Here is a 26,521-nt window from a genome sequence, read left to right as displayed (position 1 = left end):
CTCTGAGCGGTGCTTCGTCTGTTCATCGGATAGTTATAAGTCGCATATCCGAGCGACGGCGTCTCACGGCCTGAAATTCAAAATCAGAGCGATTCAGAAAAACAGGTCGAGAATCGCAATTAGTTCGTCCCGGTCATCGTCACCTTCGTTTTCGTCATCCTCGTCGTCATCCTCGTCTTTGTCGTCCCGTTCGTCGTCATCATCACGGTCATCATCCTCATCTCGCTCTTCCTCTCGGTCGTCGTCCCGCTCTTCTCGCTCCTCACGACGTTCCTCGTCTCGCTCGTCTTCGTCATCGTCCTCCCAGTCTGCGTCTCTTCCTTTGGCCTTGCCATTGTTCTCGGCCTTGTCGTTGTCGTTGCCTGCCGCCTTGTTCTTCCCGTTACCCTTGTTTTTCTCCTTGTCCTTTCCCTTCGCCTTGCCGTTGTTTCCGTTCTTGTCGTCGGTGTTCTTCTCGTCTGTCTCACCTGCTTGGCGTTCGTTCTCCTGTTCAACACGGGCAACTCGCGTGTCGTTGACTGCGGCCACCGCAGCACCGGTGTTGAGGTCGTCTTCGGGGTCGTCAGTCACCGTCTCTTCGGTGTCGGGGGTCGTGACTGGCGTGTCGCTCTCGGTTACTTCACTCCCAGAAAAAGAATTAGAATCGCCGCCGGTCGTTTCGCCCTCCGTCTCTCCGGTCTCATCGGGTGGGTCTGCCTCCCTATCGGGTACCTCAGAGTTCGTCACAGATGACGAGTCGCCTCCACTGGCACGGGTTGCGTCGTCCGGTGTGCCACCTTCATCGAGGTCTAAATCGGTGACTGCGGGTTGATCACCGGTATCGATAGATTGCTGTGTGCCCACCGATTCGGCACGCTCCTCGAAGTCCTCGACGAAGAACAGCGTGAAGTCTCCATTCGAGATGACACGGTTGACGCCGGGTGTCACATCGAGCGAGTCGAACCCTGCTTGCGAGTATCGGAGTTCCTTGTACGCGACGAGTTCGCGCTCACGGTCGTAGTCGGTGATTGCGAGGTATCCCGCGCCTTCGAAACTCGAATTCAGGTCCGCCAGCCCGTTCGTCTGAACGTAACTGTCGTACTCCGTCTCTTCGCTGGCAGCCACGCCCAAGGTGGCGTCGTTGTAGCGCCACGGACCTTGCCGGACGCTCTGGACCACGAGACTCTCATTTTGGAGTTCGAACGTCTGTTGGTAGCCGTCGAGTTGCATCTCGGTGACCTGCTGGTTCGGCTGGTAGATGTACGGCGACGGGAAAGCCGTCAGCAGAGCGAGCGGGAGGAGAATCACGAAGGCGAGTACGATTCCTGCGTGTGCCGTTCGAGCGCCCATCCGCGGAGAGATACGAATCGCACCGAGCGTTATCATGACCGACCCGAGTACCGTTGCAATCAGCATCAGGTAGCCGAGCAACCGGAAGTGAAGTTCGCCGATGTTGCCGACGATGTAGACGAGTGCGAACGGCAGGGTCCCGAGCGCACCGAGGGTCAAATACTGTATCTTCGCGCTGGTCTCGGGCATCGAGTCGAGTCGGCGAGAGAGACTCGCGAGGACGAGCATCCCCATCAATCCGGTGTAAATAGTACCGACGAGGAACAGTTTGAGGAAGATTTCCTCGATACTGACGCCGATGGCTGCGAGCGATGCGCCCTGAGAGGCCGCCGCCCCCGCAGCAGTTGGCGGCGTCCCGCCGAGGTAACCAGTCGCAGTGCGGCCAACCGCACCAACCGTGTTCAAGAACGCGTTCCGCTGGGCAATCCAGGCGAAGAACGCGATAGCGAGAATGGCAGTCTGCGCGTACACCGGTCGGTTAGCGTGGAATCGCTCCCAGCGCCCGGTCCGACGTGCGATGAACTGCACAACGGCGGCTAACCCGAGCAGAATCAGGATGTTGAGTGCCTGCATCGGGTGGTAGAGAACTGTGGCAATCCCGGTGAGACCGAGGAGGACGCCGAGAGCAGTTGGGCGGAATCTCGATTCACTCGAGGGCCTGCTCGTCACGTACCGGAGGAAGAGGAACACCGCGAGCGACCCGAAGAAGACCGCTTGGCTGAACGTGTGCGGTGCCACGTGGGTACTAATCGTGTTAATCGGCAGGAGGAGGAACGCCGAAAACGTCGCGATGACGACGACGGCGTCGTCCTGCGGGAAGACCAGCGACGCGATGCGTGGCACGAGCAGGAACGTCAGTGCGATGAACGCCAGAACGACGAACAGGAACGAGTGCTCCAGCGAGTAACCAGTGAACATCGACAGCAGGATTGCAAAGGTGTGAATCCCCGGGTAGAGAATCTCCGAAACCGGTGTTTGCCCACTCACGATATCTCGTGCCCATCCAAGGTGCGTCAGCGAGTCACCAGCACCGAGGAAGTAGTACCCGCGGATGACTGGCAATGCGACGATGGAGAAAACACTAATCCCACCGAGGAATAACGCGAACGACCGGAATCGAGCCTCTCCCATCACCGCGATGATGAGCGAACACAATACCGCAAATCCAACGAGAATCCAGTAGATGCTCGGCGTTGCACCGTAAATTGAGAGTTCGTAGCCAGTCGCTGGGTTTTGATATGCGACGAACACAGCAATGGCAAACGCTGTGAACCCTCCAATCAACCCAACGTGGGTGAAAGACCACGACCGCGATTGACTCATTACCCAGTTGATGGGTAGCTAGGAGTATTGTTATGGTTCGCCAACTTCCCGCTCTGTCTGCCGTTTCTACTAGACAACCAGAGCATAATTTTCACTGGTATTTCGGGATATGGTGACAATAACAACTCGTGATATGTTGAGCCACTAGAGCTAGTGATTCGCACGTGTGTACGTACGCGATTCTGAAACAGTGACAGTGGAACAGTGGACGAGTGGCTACGAGTGGCTACACGGAGAGCTACGAGTACAACTGGACGAGAGAGCAGATGAGAGTGTGAGTAGAACACAAAGGAACGAGTAAAATCGAACAGCAACTGGTGTAACCGATGGTCAACGAGTAGTCTGGTTACTCGTCGACATCACACCCGCAGTCGAGTCTGAGGTCGTTGTTGTTGAACGCATCGAGGATGTTCTTGAGTTCTTCTCCATCGACGCCGCTAACAGTCCAACTCCGTTGGGCATTCGGGAAAGAAGAGTCGTCAAGCCACGATTCGGCGTTTTGCTTCGCTTTGCGAACAGTCGTGTCGTACTTGGGGAAGTACGCATCGACACAGGTCGGTTCCGAGCCATCTCGTCCTTGGAAGTTGAGGATAGTGGCGATGAGGTGCGTCGCCATGATGATGCCCTTGTCACCTCTCGTTGGCATCTTCAGGAATTCTTGGCCCTCTTCGACACTCTGGAAGCTCGTTCCGAGTTTGTCGTTTACCTTTGTGAGTCCACCCTCGGGCCAGTCGTGGTTCATCCAGTAACCGGGTGTACGAGGACAGGACGTTGCGGCAGCGGTCCCAGAGACGGCAGGGATACCAACACCCAAGGCGACTGCGGTGAGCGCGCTCTTTTTCATCAGCGAACGGCGAGAAAGCCGGAAGATTGGTCGGTCGGTCATGATTGAATCGTCCGTTTTGGACAGCCAAGAAGTCGAGATGGGTCCAGTTAGTTATGGATTTCACCCCTGAATGTCAGTTTGAGTTAGTAGTCTGGGTGGTGAGATAATTGGTGACGAATAGGTGAAAATCCGGTTAAAATTCAGTACTTCCTGAACGCCAGCAACGTTGATAATTTGAGAGAAAACGGTCACGAGCGAGTTACGATTACAGTCAGCGATAGGTCGCAAATGCACACACTGTGGTCTGGTTTTCTAAGCGGGGAACCTGATTATCTCGTGCATTAGCTCGATGGGTGGTTCGATTGGGCTTCTCACGAGGAGTAACAGATGTATAACAAAGCACGAAAAACGTGATTTTTCAACCTACGAACAATGACGATAGAAGTCAGGCATGCAAATCAAGATGACCTCGAACGCTGGGACCAGTACGTCGAGCAATCGACGCACGGGTCACTTTTCCATCAGTACGCAGCACTCCAGATACAGGCCAAACACGCTGGTGCCGAACTCTACCCACTAGTCGGGTTCAAAGGGCAGGAAATCGTCGGTCTCTTTCCAGTATTCAAGATAACGAAGGGCCCAATCCGGACGGCGTTTTCACCGCCGCCAGAACTCCGTGTTTCCTATCTCGGACCGGTACTCCTCAACATGGACAAGCTGAAACAGCGCAAGCGTGAGCGCCGACACCACGAGTTCATGGACGGTTGTTTCGAGTGGATACAGAACGAAATCAGACCCCAGTACACGCACATCCGCCTCGACGGAACCTACACAGACCTGCGACCGTTCTCGTGGAATAGCTTCACCATTACGCCCTCGTACACCTACCACGTCGACCTCACCGGTGGCGAAGAGGAAGTGTTGATGAACTTCAGCAGCGATGCCCGAGCGAACATCAGAAACGCCCCAGAAGACTCCTACACCATCGAAGAAGGCGGACTCGAAGAAATCGAACTCATCGTCGAACAGATTACCGAGCGCTACGAGAGCCAAGGAATCTCCTACCGTATCACCCCCGATTTCGTCAAGGACCTCTACACGAGTCTGCCCGAAGGACAGATTCGCCCCTACACGCTCCGTGTCGATGGTGAGTTCATCGGCGGCATCCTCGTCACCGACTACAAAGACGTGGTCTCTCGCTGGCAAGGCGGCGTCAGAACCGACATCGACGTCGATATCGCCGTCAACGACCTGCTCGACTGGCGCGTTATGACCGACGCAATCGAACGCGGTCGGACGACCTACGACCTCGTCGGTGCCGACAACCGCCGCATCAACAAGTACAAAGCGAAGTTCAATCCCGAACTCAGACCGTTCTACAGCCTCGAAAAAGGCGAGTCTGGCATCGGAACACTGGCCCATCTCTACAAGTCGATTCGGCAGCGTGCGTGACTACAGTGGCTCGATAAGTAGTATCGCCGTCTAACCGCTCTTTTTTGCAGTTGTGTAATCACCAGCCGTGGCCGAGTTGTTGAGGTATCCACAATAGTTACTTGACGGCCATTTGAATAGAGCATGTGCCTGAAAGCCCCGCAGTCAACTCCTTACGATACGCGCTGAATCCGGAATTGGTCAAACTCTACGTGGCAATCGGTGTCGGGTGGTATATCGTCGGATTCTCACAGGAGGGACTGTTCATCATTCCAGTTCCCTTCCAGTTACTCGTCTCGCTGCCGCTGTTTCTCCTTGGACTCGCACTCGTCGTTGGGGGACTCGTCGCCGTGGTCCACCGCGTTCTGACTGATACGAAACTCTCGGGAGCGTAGCGACGTTCTCGCCCACATCCACTCTGTTGTTAGAAGCAGACGACTGAGAGCGAGACGGAGATTCACAGGGTGACCAAACCACACGACATAGTGACAAAAGTAAATCACAAGAGGCGAGAAGTGTGACGACTACAGCAGGAGTCAGACGAACGAAGCGAACAACCAACGAACGTGAGAAAGAGAACAGAATGCGCTCGTCTACACCGTCTGTCGAGTGGTCTCGGGAGTGGGAGTATCGACGACTTCGTAGCCTTCTGAGCGTGCGACCGCGTTCAGGTACTCTGACATCGCGTAGGCCATCCACGCCTGTGCCCAGCGCATCAGGGTGGTCTTGACGGTGTAGTACTTGTGCTTGCGGTAGTAGAACCGACCGTTGCCTGCATAGAGGTTTTCGAGCGTCCACTGGAGGATGCGACCGGCAAATTCCAAGTCGCCAGCGGCCGTGAACACCTGAATCGCCGTCGCGGCGGCGTGGATGTCGCGGGGGAACGCCTTGGACTCGTCCCAGTTGGGAGCGCCGTCGGATTCGAACAGGCCGTTGCGGTAGAACTCGAGTCCACGGTCGATAGTCTGGTCGTAACGGTCTGAACCAGTCACCTCACGGTAGCGAAGGAACGCATCGATGACGAACCCGTTGTGGTGGTTGTCCATCGAGAGGTGCGAACTCGACGCCGGGATGCGGTAGGTCCACCCACCGATATCAGCCTGATGCGACGCGATGAAGTCCAGAATCTTGGTCGCACGTTCGAGGTCGGCTTCGTCGCGGTGTTGGTCGTAGATATCGATGAAGAGTCGGGCACCGAGCGCACCCGAGTTGATAGTGTAGTACGTATCGGGATGGTTGAGGTGATAGTTGATCTTCGCACCACCGTCCACCTCGTGGTAGTTCAGGTCTTCGACGACGAAGTCGGACGACGTCTTGGCGATAGTTGGGTAGATGGGGTCGTACGGGGCGGCTCTGAGGAGCGCTTTCACCGCGTACGAGGTAGAGACGACGTCGGGGTCGTTCGGCATCCCCTTTCCATCGAGCATCTGAAGGACGTGTTTGTGGCCGCCACAGAACCCGTGGTAGCCGACACTTCTGTTTTGGATGAGCCAGTCGGCGAGTTCTCGTGACTCTGCTAAGTAATCGACGTCGGATTTCTCACCCATCGCGTTCTTGTACTGATGGAAGTTCAGGTTCGCAATCGAGAACAGCGCAGTGCCCTTGTAATTGCGACGCTTTTCCACGAGGAAGAGTGGCCGAACGTTGACTGGAGGGCGCTTGACGAGTTCTTGAACGACGAGGTTCACCCACTTGTTGTCGAAGGGGAGTGCCTGGAGGAGACGACTGCTCATGCCGTCGCCGTAGTCCCACCCCTTGTAATCCCGCTTGCGCGAGTATTCGAGCGTCTCTTCGAGAATTTCGGAGATGGGTTGCCCGTTAAATTCGAGAATTGGTCCGACCGCCGTCTCGGAGGGTTCTTTGAGGTCGGTCAGGAGCGAAGCATCTTGTGACATACAATACGTTGAGAAACAGAGTTTAACGGCTTTGTTACGTGCCGCCTACGCCAGTTGAACCGAATTTTCCGTGTGAAAGTATGGAAAACGTGGTCCCGAAATCAGTCGCTGTCCGGTGAAAATTACACATAGAACAGTTCACCACTGCAACAGACAGCCGACGTGTCTCAGTTTTCGTCCCACGTGAGTGCCACTTCCTTTCTGCAAAGTATTATCTATTATTTGTTAATTGGGCTGTCGAACGCAGACTAGTGGGTTTAGTGATGGGTTCCCCGGAGAAAGTCACTCTATAACAAAACACCGAACACGCCATGGTTTCAGTATGACCGAGACTCGTTCGGGAGAGATGAACACGTTGTTGGTAGGATTAGACGCAGCGTGTCTCCCGGTTTTAGAACCCCTCTTCGAAGAAGGAGCGGTCCCAACGTTGGAGTCACTTTTTACCCAAGGTTCGTACGGGCCGCTCGAATCACAGATGCCTCCGTGGACCGCGAGTGCATGGCCCTCGATTTACACGGGTATGAATCCCGGCAAACACGGGATTTTTGACTTTCTCTCGTTTGACGGCTACGATTGGTCCGTCGTCAACGGGAGCCACATCCGCGAACGGACGCTGTGGGAACTGCTCGATTACCACGGCTACTCCAGTGTCGTCGTCAACACACCTGTTACACACCCGTGCCGAGAATTTAACGGCGCACTCATTCCGGGGTACACCTCACCGGAAAACCCACCCTGCTACCCTGACGGAATTCTCGACGACGTGCGCGAAGCCATCGGCGACTATCGCGTCTACGCTCGTGACCCCAAACCGACAGATGCTGCTGCGAGCGACCGCTACTGCGAACTCATTCGAATGCGTGGTGACGCATTCTGCTACTTAGTCGACCGATTCCAACCCGACTTCGGCTTCATCCAGTTCCAGCAGACAGATACCGTCTTCCACGAACGCCCCGGTGACCTCGATACAGTCAGAGACATCTACGCAGAAGTCGATGCACAAGTCGCCCGAATTATCGACGCCTACCAACCCGAGAACGTCATCGTCGTCAGCGACCACGGAATGGGCGAGATGGCCGGTTACGAGTTCCGCGTCAACGAGTTCCTCCACGAACACGGTTACGTCAAGACCATCAACGGCGGACAGGGAATGCCGACCTGGGCCACCGTCCGCGATTCGAAGTTAAAAGCAGGTGTCGAAGCCCAGACTGTCGAACTCGGTGCCGCCGCAAGACTGATTCAACTCTTGGCCCGCGTTGGCCTGACGAGTCAACGAATCGGTGCCGTACTCAAACGCGTCGGACTGGACGAAGCAGTCGCCAAACACATCAACACCGACCTCATCAGCGCCGGAACCCGGCAAGTGGACTTCGAGCGGTCGATGGCGTTCATGCGCTCACGGACCGAAATCGGCATCAGAATCAATCTCGAAGGACGGGAGCCACACGGCATCGTCCCGGTATCTGAGTACGACGTCGTTCGCAAGGAACTCATCGAACTCCTGACGAACGCGACTGGGCCGGATGGGAAACCAGTATTCGACGAAGTGGCCCCACGCGAACAGTATTACTTCGGGCCCGAAGCAGACACCTCCGTCGATATCGTCACCGTCCCACGCGGATTCGACCAGTTCCTCTCGGCGATGATGCCCGGGCAAATCTTCGGGACACCCAGCGAACCGTGGAACCACAAGCTGTTCGGCGTCATCGCTGCGACGGGTGAAGCCATCGACGCCGGTTCGAGTCTCGAAGGGGCACACATCTTCGACGTAGCCCCCACCGTCCTCGCGACCTTCGGCATCGAGAGCGACGAACGAATGGACGGGCGCGCGCTTCCAATCGTCGCTTCGGCAGGGTCGATGGCGTACCCGACGCTCGATGCAGGAGATGTGAGTACGACGGAGGACAGCATGGTCGAAGAGCGACTCGCAAACCTCGGCTACCTCGAATAGTCGAACACGGCGACAAATCGCTCTCTTTTGCGTTCCTCTCTTCCGCGTTCAGTCCTCGTTTTTGTGTTTGTACTTACTCTGTGTCGGCAAGCAACTGCCGTATCTCGTCGGCGTCACGGCACTGCTCCGGGAAGACATCGGTGCCGAAGAGTCCAGTGGCTCGGGTCGCGCCGGGGTGAGTCGTGCGTTCGCGTTCGATAGTGAGCGTCCCATCGCTTGGGGCCAAAGTCGAACCGTTCGATGGTCCGCGTCGTCCCCCACTCGTCTCGAAGGGCAGTGAGAACCCGGTCTGTTCGGTCAGCGATTCGTTCACGAACGGATACCCAATCGGTTGCCACCTGTTGTTCCTCCGGGTGACACGCATATCACGACGCGTAGCGTACCCTGTGAAGCATACAATCATCTGTCAGATAATCCTACTGCCGCCGCTTTCGAGAGGCGGCGCTACCGAGTACTGAATCGAAAGTCGAGAACGTAGAGACCGAAGACAGCGGTTACTGAACAGAGACCCAGATGTACGTCGAACGGTACGCGTTCTCTTCGTCGGGTGAAGCGGGTGCGTCTCCCTTGTAGAGGAGGTAGACGAGCCGGAGGTCAGTCCCGGTCAGTCCCGGCTGAATCGTCGGGTTGGCGGTCCACGTCTCCCCAGAAGCAACCGATTGTGAGGTTCGGGCGAGTTCCTGAGCCTCGATGATTCGTAACTCTCCGGTCGATGTATCGACGCGCTGGAGTTCGACGACGAGTGTGTAGGTCGTTGCGGCCCCTTCGTGATTCGTGACAGAGACGAAGAGGTCGTCCTCTTGGGCAGTCGTTAGCGACGAAGGGTAGTTGGACGCGACGAACTCACCGTTCGATTGCTGTGTGAGCAACGACATCGACGAGTACTGTTCAGCAGTGTTGGGTACGACGAGTGCGTAGCCGAGCGAGCTCACCGCGAGGATGATTGCGAATGCGAGGGCGATGTTGATACCGCGCTGAGCAGTGTCTTCAGCAGTAAGCGCGGTAGAGACGCCGGTCAGCCACCGAGCAACTGGGAGCGAGTATCGCTCAGATTCGGGGAGTTGCTGGCGACGGTACTCGCCAAACAGCAGTCCGATGGCGATGAGGACGAAGAAGAGCCCCACCAGTGCAACCGCCCCCAGCGACTGCCCGAACTGGAGGAAGACGAGTCCGAGAATCGGAATCAACGCGAGACTCATCCCGAACGACAGAACTAGCCGCTCGGTGAGATCGATGTTTGTCGGCGCAGTTCGGACGTTCACGTCGGAGACCGTCGATACGCTCGTCGAGTGGTCAGCTGGGAACAAGACGAGAAGGAGGGTGTACCCTGGAAGGAACAGAAGGACGGGCAACCCAAAGAGAGCCCGGAGACTCCATGAACCAAAATACAGTAGCGACAGGGAAGCACCGACCAGAAGGAGCAGTCCAACGGAAACGTCAACCGAGGAGTGGCCGAGGACCCGCAACAGGCGGTTGCGCTCTTTGTTCGGTAATTCCACCATACCCTCTAATCATGAAGAAGGTATTTTGTTGTTCATCGGCTGATGGGCTTTTCTTCGAGGTTATGAAGTGCTTAATGGCCAGCAGAGAGGCCACCAAGCAACAAAACAATATTTGAGAGTTTCAAGAAAAACAGGCTATTTGTTCACCAAGCTACCCATAGAGTAGCTCCAGAGTAGAGAAAAGAGCGAGGCGGTAATCTACCAACTCGCGATTACAGGAGTTCTTCTTCGTCGATGGTCTTCCACGACTCTTCTCCCTCGTCGGTCAGACCATACACGCGACCCTTCGTACGGTCCTCAGGAACCAGCAGGTCGACTTGGTCGCGTTCGCGTAGTCGTTGGAGCGCGCGCGAAATGTGTGCAACGTGTTGTTCGGTGTCCGATGCAATTCGTGTTGGCGTTGCAGGTCCCTCGGAGAGTCGCTCTAGGACCGCGAGTCGGTAATGAGAGCTAATGATGTAGCTGATTACGTTCCAATTGATTTCGTCGTGATTACCAGCCTCGTTCTCTTGCTTACTAGCCATTCACCTGATTAACAGGCACTTAATTACATAAGCTCTTTGGTGATAATTTATTCAAAATTTCAGGACATTCGCTAGTTCCTGTGAGTTCAGTGGAAATACATACTACATCCCCGTGCATTAATTCCGATTATAAAAATCATCGAAGATGCGAATATTAACACACTCCTTTGTCAGTACGAGTTGGCAAAATTACCAGTTATCTTGGGAGGTTTGAACGAGTAATCGACCGACTTCGACGTGTTCGACGAGTAGCTACAAACACCTAGTCTTGATACTCAGACAAACACAAATACATGAATCTCTGTGTACACAAGACGACGCGACGATGAGTACATCACTATCGAGTTTCAGAATTTCACAAAAAATTCGAGTACTAATCGGAATCGTCCGTATTTCAGAGTTATTCGCTCTCCAGATTCACCCACAATCGGGAACCACGTGATAAACTCTATATCGTGCTGACTAGTTTCACAGACTACGATGGTTGGAGAGACGAATGACACAGTCGGGTGACGTTAGATTCCACTTTCGATATAGCGGTGGCTCGCCGTGGCATCCTACCCACAAAGGCGACGACTTCAACCCGGCGTGTGACGCGGCACTCCGGATTGGCGGGACGTGGATTCCCGGGGAGAACTCCCACGGAATCGTCTACTTCGAGGCGTCAGAAGTCTCGTTTCTGAACGAGATACTTCGTGTGTTGAAGCGACTGTACTCGGGCCAGGCGGAAGTGACGATGCACGCTGGAAATCAAGGGTTCCTTCACTCCGAGCGCGTCGAACACGACCACGTTCGGGTGACAAACCACTACTCTGAAGAAGGCATCACCGACGAATCGGAGCGATTGGGAATCGAGAACACGGGAGTCTGTCCACTGCACTCGCTGGCGGAGGCGACGCTCAAGCGGGTACGAACAATCATCTCCTATGGACGCGATGCGTCTCTCCCCGGGACCACGGCGAATCTGTTCCACGTGTTGGAAGAAAACGCACAGTACGTCGAGTGGGAAGCCGACCAACTCCAGTGAACGCTAATTTTGTGAGCCAGTTCCCGAAAACTTTGGAATGAAGACGTACACATCGCCGTCTCCGTTGACGTTCACTTGCGTCCCGGCAAACGGGAAGACGATAGAACAGCGTTGGGTAGTTGCCGATTCGACCAGTGTATCGAGTGCTTCGGGGTCGATAGAGTCAGTAAGTGGAGGGAGTTCCATCGGAGAAGCATCTTTGAGTTCGGCGACGCAGGCGATTATCCGATACGAGATACCGTCCATGTCGTCGCCACCGTTGGGCGAAAATATCTCGTAGTTACTCTTCCGCTCGATCTTCATGAGTATAGAAAAATAGACTAATCATCAGCACCCTGTGGCTTTCCTGCTTGGGCCGTCAACTTCGGGGAGAGTATCTCTCTCGGAAGTCGCCGCAAGAACCCAGAAGGTCTAATCTCGGTTCCACCGTCCCACTCAGCGAGATTTGCGCGGCACAACTTCGGTAGGTGTACGTGGTACATCTTCGTTCGGGCGCGTGCCAGTTCGTCGGGTGCCGACGAAACGTGACCATCATCGACGAGACGTTCGACAACGTCATCGAACGCCGTTGGGCTATCGGTTTCTTTGAGGTAGCGCAGAGTACTACGTCGATGCGAATTGGACAGTGCCTGGTACACCACCTCCCACGGATCGCTCACTTCTCCACTCATCTATACTGCCATATGAGGTCTTATTGTATGTACAGCCTGCCTGTTATCTCAGGGTATACAAAAGAGGTGGCCTGGGAAAGTTGATTTATCTGAGATCATCAGCCGACGAGGCAAGCAAGACTTTTGACAGCACATTGTTGGCCCCACGACGAAGGTTTTCGGACGTAGACTGCTCGGTGATATCGAGTTTTGCACCAATCTTTCCAAGTGTCGTCCGGCGTGGGACCTCGAAGTACCCGTCTTTGACTGCGGTGACGAGCGCCTTGCGTTGTGCATCGGTCAAGTCAAACAGATATCCACCTTGCTGCTCGTCGGAAAGCGTGTAGACACGATTCAATTTGAACGTGATATCGTGTTCCATACAGAAGTTGTGGAACTGCGTCAATCCGGAGTGGTCGTCGAAGCGAATTCGGAAGTACCAACTGTCGTTTCCACGCGCCTCTAAAATCGTCGCGTTGGTTTCTGCCATCCCGTAGAGGAGACTCTGGATATCTTCCTCCCAGTTAACGCGGTAGAGTGCACTCTCGCCGATGACATCGAGCGCTGTGATGTCTCGAACATACGGACTCTGGCTGACTGCGGCTTCAAACGCAGTAAAATCCGCCCCGTGTACCCAGATATACGGCATCACTCGACCCGAAGCGGGGACAATGCGTTCCATCTCGATGTTCGTATTTGGGTGCCGAGCAAGGACTTGTCCGAGGATGAATTCGTCCGAATTGATAGTGAACTCAGCGATAACAGTCACAGAGCGAATACGACCGCAGAAGCCATGAAATAGATGGTCTGGAGAGTTATCCGAGTTGACTCGCACAGTCCGCACGTACTCAATCGGTTCTCGATGATACGCACTCAGCCTCAGAGGCTGTCGTGAACATTCGACCAAAAATGAATATAGCGAAATATGATATATTTAAATCGGCAGGTGGTAGTACACTATTTTGCTAAACCTCATTGTCTATGAGAGACAATGAGCTTAGCAATATTATCAATATTCTAATCAATTTGCTGTGAGATGCATTCCTCACAGACTCAGCACCGAACCCAATCGCAGCCTCAGTGTTCCAAATCGAATGACTGCGAAACAGCGCAACACCCAAGCACATCGCTCAAAATGTCACAGATAGCGAAATGGAACGGGGAACGAAGGCGACACCGAACGAATTTGAGACAATCGAGACGCACGCATCACTCATTCGGTGGTCGAAAGCCTACGTGAGACAGGCGGTTGAAACCTACGAGTTCGACGTTTCACTCAATCGAGTCGGGTGGGAAGTTTCTACGCGCGCGAAGCGGCGGGCGGCCGCGGTGAAGTCGCCGTCACTTCCAGACGCGGTTGTCGGGACGCCACGAACGTGGAATAGCGACGGTCCGCCAACCTGTACACTCTCGCTATCGTGGCGTGCCGCGAAATCGTTCGAGTACGAAGAGTGGACGGCGACACTCAGACACGAACTCGTTCACGTCGAGCAGTTCCAAGCGTTTGGCTCGACAGACCACGGAAGGGCGTTCAAACGACGCGCGAACGAAGTCGATGCACCCGTCCGAGTACGGCGGTTTTCGGAACCAAAGTACGTCCTCACCTGCACAGACTGTGGCGAGACCGTCGCCCACCGGTATCGAGACTGCAAACTCGTTCGACAATCTGAATCGTACCGTTCTGGGTGCTGTGAAGCCCCGCTTCGATGTGTCCAACCGGCATAGGTCGAGTCCAGAGGTAAAACGCCCATCGAGATGGTATAGAAATACGAACAATCTGGAACACAAACTGATAAGAATTGCAGACATTCTGCAAACAGATGAGTTAGACACGCTGTAAGGCGCTTCCAATTGAAGAAAACCATTTGCGGATTATAAACCACATAGTTACAGAAATAGGAGAGGATACAATTGTTTCCGAGCTTCTATAATTGGATTTGAGATATTTTTTGTGGTTTATTATTTTAAAACAGGGTAGTAGTCCAGTTATTTTGCATTATTGACCCACCCACACCCGGTCGTTTGCACGTGATGGGTGACTATTTATCACGCGCGCGAGACCAGAGAACTACCTTAGCGAGCCATGCGACATCTCCCAGGAACCTTCTCGATAGCGGCGTACGACCCAGAGACGAACACGTTCGGCGCGGCAGTAACGACGGGGACCGTCTCGGTCGGTGCGACGTGTCCCTACGTAAGTAGCACTGCTGCGGCAGTCACTCAATCCTATACGAAAACGGAGCATGGACGGGATGCAGTCGAACGTGCCGACGCGGGCGAGGGGATCGACGAGGCGTTCGAAACCCTGCTCGAAGCCGACGAACACGCCGCCTATCGGCAGGTCCACGGAGTGGGAACCGAGAGTGCCTTCACGTTCACCGGTAGCGAGTGCGTCGAATGGGCGGGCCACCGACGTGGAGACACCTACACCGTCGCAGGAAACATGCTTTCCGGGGCGGGTGTCGTCGATGCAACTGCCGAGACCTACGAATCGACCAAGGGCGACATGGCCGAACGACTCGTCTCCGCGCTCGAAGCAGGTGAAGAGGCGGGTGGTGACGACCGGGGAGAGATGAGCGCCGCGATTCTCGTTCACGCCCCACAACCGGAGATGTACCACAACCTTCGGGTTGACCTCTCCGAAACCCCCGTCTCTGACCTTCGTGACCTCCTCACCGAAGCACGTCGCGCAAAAGACCGAATCCGTGCCGAAACGGACGAGATGTTCGGTGAATATCCGGAAGAGATTCTGAACTTCGGCGTGAAGTACTGAGTCGATAGACGAAGTTCTTCGGCGCGACCGGACCAAGAGCGACTGCGCAAGTGCGAAAGAGAGTAGCGACTCGCCAGTCGGTCGCGTGGTGAAGAGAGGAGGGGTATGGGGAGGAGAAAAAGGTAGAGAGAAAGACGAGTTCTAGTCCGAAGCGGATGGTGCGATGAACGATTCGTGTTCGCTCATCTCACTCTCCGAGAGGTGACACGAGATGTAGTGTCCCTCGTCGTCCATAGCTTCGAGTTGTGGGACGTGCGTCTCGCATTCGTCGCCGATTTTCTTCGGGCAACGCGTCTGGAACGGACATCCAGACGGCGGATTGATCGGGCTCGGAACGCTCCCTTCGAGGAGAATCCGGTCTGTCTTGCGGTCCGGATTCGCGTGCGGAACCGCCGACAGGAGACTCTCCGTGTAGGGGTGGAACGGCGCGGAGAACACCTGTCCGATGCTCCCGAACTCGACGATTTTGCCGAGGTACATCACGGCCACGCGGTCGCAGATGTGTCGGATGACACCGATGTTGTGCGAGATAAAGAGGAACGAGATGTTCTCTTGTTCCTGAATCTCGTTGAGCAGGTTGAGAATCTGCGCTTGCACACTCACGTCGAGTGCCGAGACTGGCTCGTCGCAGATGATGAGCTTCGGCTCGACGGCGAGCGCGTGCGCGATAGCGACGCGCTGTTGCTGTCCGCCGGAGAACTCGTGCGGGTATTTGCTCGCTGCATTGCCGGAGAGACCGACGCGTTCGAGCAGGTCACGCACCCGGCGACGTTTCTCTTCGCCCGACGCGATGTCGTGTTTCTCCATCGCGCGACCGACGATTTGACCGACCGTCTTCCGGGGGTTGAGCGAACTCGACGGGTCTTGGAAGATCATCTGCATCTCGCGACGCAGGCTTCGAATCTCCGACGAGCCGAGTTCGTGGAGCGGTTGGCCTTCGAAGTAGACCTCGCCTTCCGTGGGTTCGAGGAGTCGAAGCGCCGTCCGCGCGACGGTGGACTTCCCACACCCAGATTCGCCGACGAGACCGACTGTCTCGCCGGGGTACACGTCGAAGCTCACGTCGTCGACAGCCTTGACGTAGCGACGTTCGATAGACGGGAGACCACCGCCGTCGCGCGAGAAACGGATATTTCCGAAGACACCCTCGCCTGCGCTGAAGTACTTCTTCAGGTTGTTGACCTCGAACAGCGGCTCGCCGCTGCGGTCGATGCCGCCACGGCCACCGCTGCTCTCCGAAACTGTACTCTCGGAGAGGTCTAACTCGTCTGCGTGGAGACACGCCGCGCGCGAGGACGACTCACCAACCGAGTCGAGCGACGGGTTGCCGTCCGTGCGACACGCTTCGGTCGCGTGTGGACACCGCGGAGCGAAGTTACACCCCGAGGGAAGGTCCAGTAAGTCGGGCATCGCGCCGTCGAGCGTCGGCAGTTCGTCGTACTCCGTACCGACTTCTGGGATAGAGTCGATGAGCGCACGCGTGTACGGATGTCGCGGACGGTCGAACAAGTCGTGCAGTTCGGCCGTCTCGACGAGGTTTCCAGCGTACATGACGCCGACGTGGTCACACGTCTGAGCGACGACACCGAGGTTGTGCGTAATCATCAGCACCGCCGTCCCTTCGCGCTCTTGCATCTCGTTGAGCAGGTCGAGAATCTTCGCCTGCGTCGTCACGTCGAGCGCGGTTGTCGGTTCGTCGGCGATGATGAGGTCGGGTTCGCACGAGAAGCCGATTGCGACGAGAACGCGCTGGCGCATCCCACCGGAGAACTCGTGCGGGTAGTCGTCGATACGCTCGGCTGCGTCCGGAATCCCGACTTCGTCCATCGATTCAATGGCGAGCGTTCGTGCCTCTGTTTTCGTCACGTCTTGGTGGCGGCGAATCGTCTCGATGATTTGCTCGCCGACGGTCATCACGGGGTTGAGCGAGGACATCGGGTCCTGCGGAATCATCGCGATTTTGTTGCCGCGAATGTCGCGCATCTCGGCTTCCGACTTCTGCATGAGGTCTTCGCCATCGAAGACGACTTGCCCGCCGGTAATCTCACCCGGCGAGTCGATAAGGCGCATGATAGACCGCGCGGTGACGGATTTACCCGCGCCGGACTCACCGACGAGACCCATCGTCTCACCGCGGTCCAGCGCAAACGATACTTCGTTCGAGGCGACGACGCTCCCACCTTCCGTGCGGAACTCGGTCTTGAGATTCCGCACCGTGAGGAGTGCGTCGCTACTGCCGTTCGATGTGGATGTAGATGTCGAGTTCGTACTCATTCTATCGCCTCCACCTTGGGGTCGAGAACGTCACGGAGGCCGTCACCGAGCATGTTGAAGCCGATGACGGTGATACCGATTGCCAGCGCGGGGAAGATGAGCATCCACGGCGCGGTCTCCATGAAACCACGACCGGTGTTAATCATCAGCCCCCACGAGGGACTCGGTGGTTGTGCGCCCAGGCCGAGGAACGACAGACTCGCCTCCGCGAGGATGGCGAACGAGATGTTCAGCGAGCCTTGGACGAGCATCGGTGCGAGACAGTTCGGGAACACCTCGCTGAAGATGATGCGCGGTTCGTTCTCGCCGCGGGCGATAGCCGCCTCGACGTAGGCCTCGTTTCGCTCCGCGAGTGCTGCGCTGCGCGAGACCCGGGCGATGTACGGCGTATAGACGAACGCCAACGCGATGATGACGTTCGTCAACTCCGGGCCGAGAACGACGAGGAGTGTCAACGCGAGAAGTATCGGCGGGAACGCCATCGCGGCGTCCATCACCCGCATGAGTATCTCGTCGGTCAGGCCGCCGGTGTACCCGGCGACGACGCCGATGACGGAACCGATGGCGAGTGCCGCGAAGATGGCGCCGAACCCGACTCTGAGCGAGATCCGACTCCCCATGACGACGCGACTGAAGATGTCGCGGCCCAGGTCGTCGGTTCCGAAGAGGTGTTCGGCCGACGGAGCCTGCGAGCGGTCTTCGATGTTCGTCTGGTCGATGGGGTACGGTGCGATGAGCGGCGCGAAGATGGCGACGAGTACGAGCATCACCACGATGGTAAAGCCGAGCATCGCCTTCGTATTGCTCCGGAACTTCCGGACGAAACGGGCGATTCGCTCGCGCTGGGACTCGGTGAGTTCCAAGCGTTCGCGGATCGAACCAGTCTGTGTGGACATCAGTCGTCACCTCCGTAGCGGATACGGGGGTCGAAGTATGCGTACAGCAGGTCTGCAGCGAAGTTCGAGAACATGTAGATGAGTGCGATAACGATGATACATCCCTGAATGAGCGGGATGTCGCGGCTCTGAATCGCGGTCAGCGTCAATCGACCGATGCCGGGCCAGAAGAACACTTCTTCCAGCACGACGACGCCACCAAACGCGTAACTGAATTGGAACGCGATGACGGTAATGACGGGGATGATTGCGTTTTTCAGGGCGTGGCGAAGCACGATGACGCGCTGGCTCATTCCCTTTGCGCGTGCGAGTTTGATGTACTCTTCACTCAGGACTTCGAGCATGGACGACCGGGTCATCCGCATGATGTAGGCAGTGAGGGCAAAGCCCATCGCACCTGCAGGGAGTGCGAGTCGCTGAAGCGACCCCACTAAGTCCTCGCTGGGGGCGACATAGCCCCCAGTCGGGAAGAGATTCAACCAGACGGCGAACACCAAGATGAACACCAGACCCCACAGGAAGATGGGCATCGAGATGCCGACGAACGCGAACATCGAGGCGCTCACGTCGGGTGCTTTGTTCTGGTTGATAGCGGCATAGACACCGAGTGGGACCGAGAGGACGACTGCGATGAGCGTTGCGGCGACAGCGAGCATGAGCGAGCGAGGCAGACGCTCGGCGATGAGCGTCATGACTGGCTCACCGAACCGCAGTGATTCGCCCATATTTCCTTGTAACAGGCCGATGACCCAGTCGATGTACTGAACGTACAACGGGCGGTTGAGTCCCAGTTGGGTTTGGAGCGCTTCGAGCGACTGCTCTGTCGCGTTCGGCCCCAAGATGAGGAGCGCGACGTCACCAGGGAGGATATTGGTGACTGCGAAGGCGATGAGCGTGATGAAAAACAGCGTCACCACCATGAAGCCGACGCGACGTGCAATATAATTGTACATCGACATGGTATGGAAAGGTTATGTAGTCGATTTTAGCGGTCGAGCCAGTTGTCGCCGAATTGGAGCGTAGAGCCATCGGGGGCACCGATGTCGCCCTTGTACTGCGACGCGGCACCGTAGAGGCTGGGTTGCCACCACAGGAACATGTGGCCTGCGCGCTCGTCGTGCAGGATTTGCGTCGCCTGGTGGTAGAGTTCGGCACGCTCGTCTTCGTCGTAGATGGTACGGGCTTCCTCGACGAGGGAGTTGTACTCGTCGTTGGTCCAGTTGGTGAAGAAGAACGCACCGTCTGGGTGCAAGAACTTGTAGAACGACACGTCAGGGTACCAGAGTGCGAGGTAGGAACTCGTCGTCGCCTGGAAGTCGCGCTTGGAGTAGACGTCCGAGAGCCACGTACTCCACGTGATTTGCTGGATTTCGAGGTTGATTCCCACGTCAGCAGCGTCGTCAGCGATAACTTCCGCGGCCTGCACCTGCGTCGGGTAGGACTGCGGAATCTTGAACGTCGCCGTGTAACCGTCGGACATGCCTGCGGCGTCGAGGTGCTCCTGTGCCTTTTCGAGGTCGCGACCACGAGGTTCGACGTCCGGGTTGACCCACGGACTGCCGGGGGCGGCCGGGGACGCAGTGGTCTGGCCGGTTCCGTAGAGCGCCGCCTCTGCGACCTTTTCCTTGTCGATAGCGTAGTCGAGTGCGAGACGCGCGTCCTTGTTGTCGAACGGTGCGACGTCACAGTTCATCCCGAGGTAGACCAGCGACTTGGGGAACTGCGTCTCGAATCGAACGTCAGGTGCCTGTTCGACACGGGAGACGTCTTTCGGTGCGATACCGTTGATGAAGTCGTACTCGCCAGCGAGGAACGACTGGAGACGGACGCTCGGGTCCGGCACTTCGCTCTTGACGATGGTGTCGATGAACGGACCGTCCTCGTCGGAGGCACCCCAGTAGTCCTCGTTGCGCGTCATCGTGAACGACGTCTCGATTTCGCGGCTATCGAACTTGTAGGGGCCCGTGCCGATTGGTTCTTCGGCGATGTCCTTCTCGGCGTTCTCGGCGGGCATGACCGAGAGTTCGGCCGTCGCCATCTTGGCGAGGAACGGCGCGAACGGTTCGGTCAGCTCGATTTCGAAGGTGTACTCGTCAGGTGCGCGGAGTTCTTCGACGAACTCGAAGAAGCCCGTGGCGAGGTAGTCGCCGTTCTGGACGCGTTCGTACGTCGCGAGAACGTCTTCGGAGGTCATCTCCTTGCCGTTGTGGAACATCACGCCCTGACGGAGGTTGAACGTCAGGACCGTGTTGTCGTCGGACTGCTCCATCGATTCGGCGAGGTGGGGTTTGATGGAGTAGTCGTCTTGCAGTGCGACGACTTCTTCGTAGATGTTTTCGAGGACGCGCTTCGACGCCGCGGAGGTGTCGAGGTGGGGGTCGAGTCCCTGCACGGGGACTGCACCGCCCCACTGGAGCGTACCGCCTTGCTTGCCCATCGATTCGGTGGTCTCTTCGGTTTCGGAGTCGCCACCGTCGTTTCCGCCATCCGAACCGCCGGAGTCGCCACCGTCGTCGGAGCCACCAGTACAACCGGCTAACGCAGCAGCGCCAGTCGTTGCGGCGGCACCGAGGAACGTGCGGCGTCCGAGACGCCCGCGACGCGACTCATCAGCAGAGCTATCGGGAGAGTCGGTTCCCTTGCCATTACCTTGCATACAAACCCTCAAATCCATTACGTTGTGATAAAAATTGTGGTTATGTGGGAAATCTTCTCATACATATCTACTCGTTTTCACGACCAGTTGGTGGAAATCCGCAACTCGTTCGCACCAATAACTGGTCATAGATAAATTATCATCTCGAGCAATCTTGTAAATTAGAATGTGGGCGGCTGGGTGACCCTCACACAGCAAAATTGGCGATTTTCCAGTTATGTCAGTCGTGTGTGTTAATTCCAAACAATAAAATAGTGAGAGTCACGAATCCCGCCAGTAAGCACCATGCACATCAACCAGCAGCGACTCCGTAGTGACATCGAGTCAAATGCGGAGTTTGGTGCCGTCCCGACCGAAGAGGGTCGCGGACGGACGGTCGTGACCGGGAGCGAGCCAGACCGACGAGCGCGAGAGTTCTTCTGTGAGCGACTCAGAGATGCAGGTCTCGAAATATCTATCGACGAGGTCGGCAACATCGTTGGACGATGGGTTCCCGAGAGTGCCGACCCCGACGCAGCTCCCGTCGCAACCGGGAGCCACCTCGATTCAGTCCCCGAAGGTGGCATCTTCGACGGCCCACTCGGGGTCTATGCCGCCTTGGAGAGTGTTCGAGCGATGCAAGACGCAGGCGTCGAACCAGTCCGACCCGTCGAAGTCGTCAACTTCACCGAAGAAGAGGGACAGCGATTCGGTGGCGGTCTCATCGGGTCTGCGGTCGCCGTCGGCGACATGAGCGTCGAAGAGGCACTCGAAATCGAAGACGAAGACGGCATTCCGCTCGGTGACGCGCTGGCCGATATCGGCTATCGCGGCGAAAGTCAACTCGACGCCTCCCAGTGGGATTCGTGGATAGAACTCCACATCGAACAGTCCGAACGACTCGAAGACGCGAACGTTCCCGCTGGTGTGGTCACCAGTATCGTCGGTCTCTCTCGTTGCAACGTCGAAATCACGGGCGAAGCCAATCACGCCGGTTCGACGCTCATGGACGACCGCTCGGACGCACTCACTGCAGCGAGCGAATTCATCCTCGACGTCGAGCAGGCGACGAACGAGCGCGGTGCTATCTCGGAGACGGCAGTCGGAACCGTCGGTAAGCTCGAAGTCTCGCCGAATGCACCGAACGTCATTCCCGGGACCGTCTCACTGACAATCGACGTTCGAGACGTTGACTACGACTCTATCGAGTACATCATCGACGAGGCGCGAACAAGTCTCGCCCGCATCGAAGACGAGCGGCCCGTCGAGACCTCGCTGGAACACCCGTGGAATCGCCAACCCATCGAGATGAGCGAGCGGTGCCGAACCGCACTACACGATGCTGGCGTCGACGCTGGTCTCGAGACGCTCGAGTTACACTCCGGTGCTGGTCACGACACGATGCACGTCGCGGAAGTAACCGATGCCGCCCTCCTGTTCGCACCCTCTAGAGACGGAATCTCGCACAATCCGCTCGAATGGACCGACTGGGAAGACTGTGCAAAAGCGACGCAGGTTCTCGCCGGGGCACTCGCCTCGCTGGCGACCGAGTAGTTCGATAGACCGAGTTTTCTCTCTCGTATGCTCCACCGTGAGCAACTGTCACCGTCGGTTACCCGTTCTGTGAGCGCCTGAAAGCATCCTGAAACAAACCATGCGACGTTACCTGCACAGAGTCAGACACGAGTCTGACGCGTACACCATATGTGAACAGCAATTTGTAATTAGTGAATTATTGCGATACAGAACCCAACGAGTACGAAATTGCAATGTGAGTTGAGTACCTATTTCGTGAATACTGACCATATGTCGGGATATGAGCGGGTTTCACTAGTTGCAGTAGTTCGTGAAATACAAACACATATGGGGATGCATCCGGGATGTATGCTATGGCAGACGAACCCACGACCGGCTCGCCGCGGACCCTCAAGACGGTGTCTCGTGCGTTCGATGTCATCCGTGCGCTCGAAGAGTTAGACGGCGCGCGCGTGACAGAGTTAGCCAACCACCTCGACCTCTCGAAGAGCGTCGTCTACAACTATCTCAGTACGCTCAGAAGCGAGCGGTTCGTGGTGAAAGAAGAGGACACCTACCGCCTCTCGTTGCAGTTCTTGCTCGTCGGCGAGTACGTGAGATATCAGAACATCCTCTACCGAATCGGAAAATCAGAGTTAGAAGAACTCGCCGCGAAGACCGGCGAGTACGCCCACCTCGCGACCGAACAGCACGGGTTGGGTATCAACCTCTACAAGGTTCGCGGTGAGAAAGCAGTCGGTGCAGATTACCAGGTGAACAAGCTTCAGCAGGCCGATTACCTCCACTTTTCGGCGACTGGAAAAGCGATTCTCGCGCACCTCCCACGCGAGCGCGTGAACTGGATTGTTGACCAGTACGGTCTTCCGCAAAAGACGGACCGCACCATCACCGACCGCGACGACCTCTTCGAAGAACTGGAGACCATCCGAGACCGGGGCTACTCGCTCAACGACGAAGAAGAGATTACGGGCCTCCAAGCAATCGGCGCGCCCGTCACCAACCGCCATGGGCGCGTCCTCGGGTCGATTAGCGTCTCTGGTCCAGTCCGTCGAATGAAGCAACCAGACTACCACGAGCGTATCATCGAGAGCGTCGTCAACACGGCGAACGTCATCGAAGTCAACGTCAACATGGAAGAGTCAGACGACGAATTCCCGACGTTCAGCTAATACACAGTCTGTTTTTCACACACATTCAGTGACGGTTCACAAACTGAGAACGACAGTTCAATCCGAAATTCGACCGAGAGAGCCCTTAGATTTCCGTGATTCTCGCGTGTTCATCGTCGAGTGCCGCGGCATCCTCGGGGAGGAGTGCGACGACGACGAACTCGGCGTGTTCGTGGATGTATTCGACGAGTGCCGAGATACGCTGAGAATCGATTGCCTCCAGCGAGTCGAGCAAGAGGAATGGCACCTGTTGAGCCACGTCGTGAACGAGGTAACCCGCGAGGGCGAAAATTAGTCCGATGACCTCACGCTCGCTCTCGCTCAGGTGGTCGATCGTGTCTTCGTAGACTGTTCCCATCTTCGTCTCACGGACGATATGAAGCACGAATTCGTGGGCGTCGTCCGAACGCCCGTTAGACTCCCGCTGGATGCGTTCTATCCAGACGCGTTCGACGTTTCCGTAGTCGAGAATTTCGAGGACGCGCTCCATGTGGTCGTTGAACGCCTCGACGGCGTTCGATTCGATACGGTCGATGCGTCCACGCAGGTTGTGAATTTCGTCGTCGATCTCGTCGCGTCGCGCTCGGAGTTCTGCGAGTTCGTCCTTGCGCATCTGGGCTTCGTCCAGTCGTTCCCGCACGCGTTCACGCTCGGTTTCGAGGCGGTCGCGCTCGAGTTCGGCCCGATTCGCCTGCGAGTGGAGTTCGACCAGTTCGTCGCGTTCGTCGTCGATGTCTTCGACTTCTGCTTCGACGGTTGTGATCTCCTCACGGAGTTCTTCCTGCCGTGCTTCGAGGTCATCGATACGTGCTGTCGTCTCCTCGCGCTCGGCAACCGTCTGTTCGAGGCGAGTGTCGAGTTCACGGCGGCGATTCTGCCGCGATTCGATGGTATCGAGGCGGTCCGAAAGGTCGTCGATAGCTTCTCTCGCATTTCGTCGCTCGGATGCGAGCGTCGCGCGGTACGACTGAAGGTTGTCGATGGTCGCTTCGATGGTCTGGGAATCGACTTCCGACCCGCAGGTCCAACAGACGATTTGGTCGTCTTCGAGCAGTCCTTTCGTCACATCTCGCTTCCCCTCGCCGCGAAGGACGTTCGCAATGTTACGATTCGTCCCCGAGAGCATGGATTCGTTGACGCGGATGATGTTCTGGAGTTCGTTCATCTGCGACTCGATTTGTCGAACTCGCTCGCGGCGCGTCGAGAGTTGAGATTCGAGGTCGTCGGGCGAGTCGTGGCTCTCGTCGGGGAGTTTGTCGAGTTCCTCTCGAATCGTGGCCTCGTCGTCGATGAGTGCTTCGAGGCTCTGCCGTTCGGTTTCGAGACGGAATCTGACGTTTTCGAGCGACGAGCGCAGGTCGTTGAGGCGGTCGAAGAGTTCGTCACCGCTTCGTGACTCGGCTTCTTCTTCGGCCTCGATTTTGTCTTCGAGGTCGGCACATCGCTCTCGGGCCCCCTCGATTTCGTCTTCGAGGTCGGCCTCGCGTTGTTCGAGCGAGTGGATGGTCTGGTCGATATCGTCTGCTGTTTCCAATCGCTTGCTGACAGAACGGCGTTCGGCTTCGAGCTGGGCGATTTCAGCCTCGATAGCCGTCGTATCGACCGGACGCATGATGAGTTCTCGGAGGTCGTCGCCACGTTCGACTGCGCGGCGGACCTCGTTCGACTCCAAGAGGAACGCAAAGAGGTCGGCGAGCATCGGGTCGTCGAGATACGGAGACCCGCCGGTGACGACGTTCGACCCCTCTCGGCGAAGTGTTCGCGTGTAGGTTTCGTCGTCGATAGAGAGTGTGACACGTCCTTCGTCGGCGTCCGCTTTGAGCGAGGCCCGATTACTACCGAGTGCGGCCATCAACGCCTGCAAAAACGAGGTTCTGTTGGTGGCATTTCGTCCGACGAGAATCGTGATACCGGGTTCGAAAACGACAGACGTGTCCTCGATACCGCCGATGTTCTGTGCCTCAACAGAGACCTCTGAGGCACTCGTAGTAAGAGTCATTGGACTACGTACTAGGTGACCCGTGATAACATTTCGTGTTGGATTACAGAAGTACGAGTGTAATGGGTACGCTTATTTTGTTGGGGAAGTTGTGATAAGTAATGGCAGATGTGCGTGCAGACCCGACGGATTCGAAGGTGGGGCGTCTCATCGAAACCTACGGATTCGACGGGTTTGGGGACGAACTCGAAGCGCGGTGGACGGCAGACGAAGACGACGATAGCCTGCGAACGCTCGCGCGTGCATTCAATCTCGAACTCCTGCAACGCGCAACGACCGACGTCGGTCTCGACCTGCTGGATGGAGAAATCGAGTCGCTGTACGAGGCACTGACAGACGACAGTGCGACTGGTGCAGAGCGGACGCGCACGCGTGGACGCTTAGAGCGAGCAGGGGTAGATATCGACCAATTACAGAAAGATTTCGTCTCCCACCAAGCAATCCACACGTATCTTACGTCCTACCGAGGAGCGTCGAAAGCACGACGACAAAGTGACCCGACAGAGCGAGTCCAGCGACTCCGCGGGCGACTCGTCGCGGTCACCGAAAGCGCACTCGAGTCGCTCGAACACCGCGAAACCCTCGAAATTGGGTCTGCCGACGTACTCGTCGATATCCAAGTGTTGTGTACCGAATGTGGTCGCCAATACGGGTTCGATGAGTTAATTCACCACGGATCGTGTGGCTGTTCTGTGGACGAGTGAGAAGAAGAGAGTAGTGCATTTTACTTGGAAAGTAGGCGACAAACAAATGAGTGTACAACAGAGTGGTTAACAACACA

Annotated in this window: 23 protein-coding genes; 9 read left to right on the top strand and 14 right to left on the bottom strand. The window is 56.5% G+C overall.

Annotation, left to right across the window (positions count from 1 at the left end):
• Positions 1–93: 93 nt before the first annotated feature.
• On the bottom strand, positions 94–2,652 hold the full coding sequence (locus ACK509_RS16170) for a hypothetical protein (protein ID WP_410767600.1): 2,559 nt from the start codon (positions 2,650–2,652) through the stop codon (positions 94–96).
• A gap of 346 nt (positions 2,653–2,998) precedes the next feature.
• Positions 2,999–3,538 (bottom strand): twin-arginine translocation signal domain-containing protein, encoded by a 540-nt coding sequence (locus ACK509_RS16165; RefSeq protein ID WP_410767599.1) that lies wholly within the window; start codon positions 3,536–3,538, stop codon positions 2,999–3,001.
• Positions 3,539–3,910: 372 nt separating this feature from the next.
• Here ACK509_RS16165 and ACK509_RS16160 point away from each other — a divergent pair, with 372 nt between their 5' ends.
• Both ACK509_RS16160 and ACK509_RS16155 read left to right on the top strand, forming a co-directional pair.
• Entirely contained in the window at positions 3,911–4,930 is a 1,020-nt protein-coding gene (locus ACK509_RS16160) for a lipid II:glycine glycyltransferase FemX (protein WP_410767598.1), read from the top strand.
• 125 nt (positions 4,931–5,055) lie between these two features.
• Positions 5,056–5,304, top strand: coding sequence for a hypothetical protein (locus ACK509_RS16155; protein ID WP_410767597.1), 249 nt, complete (start codon positions 5,056–5,058; stop codon positions 5,302–5,304).
• A 198-nt stretch (positions 5,305–5,502) separates the two neighbouring features.
• On the opposite strand, the gene ACK509_RS16150 is transcribed toward ACK509_RS16155, so the two are convergent.
• The gene (locus ACK509_RS16150) at positions 5,503–6,804 is read right to left on the bottom strand and encodes an antibiotic ABC transporter permease (protein WP_410767596.1); all 1,302 of its coding nucleotides are present in this window, start codon (positions 6,802–6,804) and stop codon (positions 5,503–5,505) included.
• A 322-nt stretch (positions 6,805–7,126) separates the two neighbouring features.
• On the opposite strand from ACK509_RS16150, the gene ACK509_RS16145 reads away from it, so the two are divergent.
• On the top strand, positions 7,127–8,755 hold the full coding sequence (locus tag ACK509_RS16145) for an alkaline phosphatase family protein (RefSeq protein ID WP_410767595.1): 1,629 nt from the start codon (positions 7,127–7,129) through the stop codon (positions 8,753–8,755).
• 73 nt (positions 8,756–8,828) lie between these two features.
• Here the strand turns inward: ACK509_RS16145 and ACK509_RS16140 are convergent, their stop codons facing one another.
• The 3 genes from ACK509_RS16140 to ACK509_RS16130 form a co-directional block, all read right to left on the bottom strand.
• Positions 8,829–9,119, bottom strand: a complete 291-nt coding sequence (locus tag ACK509_RS16140; protein WP_410767594.1) for a hypothetical protein — start codon at positions 9,117–9,119, stop codon at positions 8,829–8,831.
• Positions 9,120–9,249: 130 nt separating this feature from the next.
• Complete coding sequence (locus tag ACK509_RS16135; protein ID WP_410767593.1) at positions 9,250–10,257, bottom strand: DUF1616 domain-containing protein; 1,008 nt, start codon at positions 10,255–10,257, stop codon at positions 9,250–9,252.
• 212 nt (positions 10,258–10,469) lie between these two features.
• On the bottom strand, positions 10,470–10,781 hold the full coding sequence (locus tag ACK509_RS16130; RefSeq protein WP_410767592.1) for a winged helix-turn-helix domain-containing protein: 312 nt from the start codon (positions 10,779–10,781) through the stop codon (positions 10,470–10,472).
• A 496-nt stretch (positions 10,782–11,277) separates the two neighbouring features.
• Between ACK509_RS16130 and ACK509_RS16125 the strand changes: the two genes are divergently transcribed.
• Positions 11,278–11,808 (top strand): hypothetical protein, encoded by a 531-nt coding sequence (locus tag ACK509_RS16125; RefSeq protein WP_410767591.1) that lies wholly within the window; start codon positions 11,278–11,280, stop codon positions 11,806–11,808.
• 3 nt (positions 11,809–11,811) lie between these two features.
• On the opposite strand, the gene ACK509_RS16120 is transcribed toward ACK509_RS16125, so the two are convergent.
• The 3 genes from ACK509_RS16120 to ACK509_RS16110 form a co-directional block, all read right to left on the bottom strand.
• On the bottom strand, positions 11,812–12,111 hold the full coding sequence (locus ACK509_RS16120; RefSeq protein ID WP_410767590.1) for a HalOD1 output domain-containing protein: 300 nt from the start codon (positions 12,109–12,111) through the stop codon (positions 11,812–11,814).
• 17 nt (positions 12,112–12,128) lie between these two features.
• Positions 12,129–12,467, bottom strand: coding sequence for a hypothetical protein (locus ACK509_RS16115; protein WP_410767589.1), 339 nt, complete (start codon positions 12,465–12,467; stop codon positions 12,129–12,131).
• Positions 12,468–12,564: 97 nt separating this feature from the next.
• Complete coding sequence (locus ACK509_RS16110) at positions 12,565–13,227, bottom strand: helix-turn-helix domain-containing protein (RefSeq protein WP_410767588.1); 663 nt, start codon at positions 13,225–13,227, stop codon at positions 12,565–12,567.
• Positions 13,228–13,610: 383 nt separating this feature from the next.
• Here ACK509_RS16110 and ACK509_RS16105 point away from each other — a divergent pair, with 383 nt between their 5' ends.
• Both ACK509_RS16105 and ACK509_RS16100 read left to right on the top strand, forming a co-directional pair.
• Positions 13,611–14,183, top strand: a complete 573-nt coding sequence (locus tag ACK509_RS16105) for a SprT-like domain-containing protein (RefSeq protein ID WP_410767587.1) — start codon at positions 13,611–13,613, stop codon at positions 14,181–14,183.
• Positions 14,184–14,541: 358 nt separating this feature from the next.
• Positions 14,542–15,231: a DUF1028 domain-containing protein gene (locus ACK509_RS16100; protein WP_410767586.1), complete on the top strand. Its 690-nt coding sequence runs from the start codon at positions 14,542–14,544 to the stop codon at positions 15,229–15,231.
• Between the two features lie 141 nt (positions 15,232–15,372).
• Here ACK509_RS16100 and ACK509_RS16095 read toward each other — a convergent pair whose 3' ends face one another.
• From ACK509_RS16095 to ACK509_RS16080, 4 genes are read right to left on the bottom strand one after another with little or no spacing between them, the layout of a single operon-like run.
• Positions 15,373–17,505, bottom strand: coding sequence for a dipeptide ABC transporter ATP-binding protein (locus ACK509_RS16095; protein WP_410767585.1), 2,133 nt, complete (start codon positions 17,503–17,505; stop codon positions 15,373–15,375).
• Positions 17,502–18,401 carry an ABC transporter permease gene (locus ACK509_RS16090; RefSeq protein ID WP_410767584.1) on the bottom strand — a complete coding sequence of 300 codons (900 nt, stop codon included), beginning with the start codon at positions 18,399–18,401 and terminating at the stop codon, positions 17,502–17,504. The genes ACK509_RS16095 and ACK509_RS16090 overlap by 4 nt, the downstream gene beginning before the upstream one ends.
• The gene (locus ACK509_RS16085; RefSeq protein WP_410767583.1) at positions 18,401–19,360 is read right to left on the bottom strand and encodes an ABC transporter permease; all 960 of its coding nucleotides are present in this window, start codon (positions 19,358–19,360) and stop codon (positions 18,401–18,403) included. The genes ACK509_RS16090 and ACK509_RS16085 overlap by 1 nt, the downstream gene beginning before the upstream one ends.
• Positions 19,361–19,386: 26 nt before the next feature.
• Positions 19,387–21,057: an ABC transporter substrate-binding protein gene (locus tag ACK509_RS16080; protein WP_410767582.1), complete on the bottom strand. Its 1,671-nt coding sequence runs from the start codon at positions 21,055–21,057 to the stop codon at positions 19,387–19,389.
• A gap of 285 nt (positions 21,058–21,342) precedes the next feature.
• Between ACK509_RS16080 and ACK509_RS16075 the strand changes: the two genes are divergently transcribed.
• Both ACK509_RS16075 and ACK509_RS16070 read left to right on the top strand, forming a co-directional pair.
• Complete coding sequence (locus tag ACK509_RS16075) at positions 21,343–22,590, top strand: Zn-dependent hydrolase (protein WP_410767581.1); 1,248 nt, start codon at positions 21,343–21,345, stop codon at positions 22,588–22,590.
• Between the two features lie 335 nt (positions 22,591–22,925).
• Positions 22,926–23,741, top strand: coding sequence for an IclR family transcriptional regulator (locus ACK509_RS16070; protein ID WP_410767580.1), 816 nt, complete (start codon positions 22,926–22,928; stop codon positions 23,739–23,741).
• Positions 23,742–23,826: 85 nt separating this feature from the next.
• Here the strand turns inward: ACK509_RS16070 and ACK509_RS16065 are convergent, their stop codons facing one another.
• Entirely contained in the window at positions 23,827–25,740 is a 1,914-nt protein-coding gene (locus tag ACK509_RS16065) for an archaea-specific SMC-related protein (RefSeq protein ID WP_410767579.1), read from the bottom strand.
• A gap of 101 nt (positions 25,741–25,841) precedes the next feature.
• Between ACK509_RS16065 and rdfA the strand changes: the two genes are divergently transcribed.
• Positions 25,842–26,444, top strand: a complete 603-nt coding sequence (gene rdfA, locus ACK509_RS16060) for a rod-determining factor RdfA (RefSeq protein ID WP_410767578.1) — start codon at positions 25,842–25,844, stop codon at positions 26,442–26,444.
• Positions 26,445–26,521: the final 77 nt, after the last annotated feature.

This window comes from Haloferax sp. DFSO60 (genome assembly GCF_046557615.1).
In the GTDB taxonomy this organism is placed as follows: Archaea; Halobacteriota; Halobacteria; order Halobacteriales; family Haloferacaceae; genus Haloferax.
The sequence above is the reverse complement of the archived record's forward strand: the minus strand, read 5'-3'. Positions and strand labels throughout refer to the sequence as shown.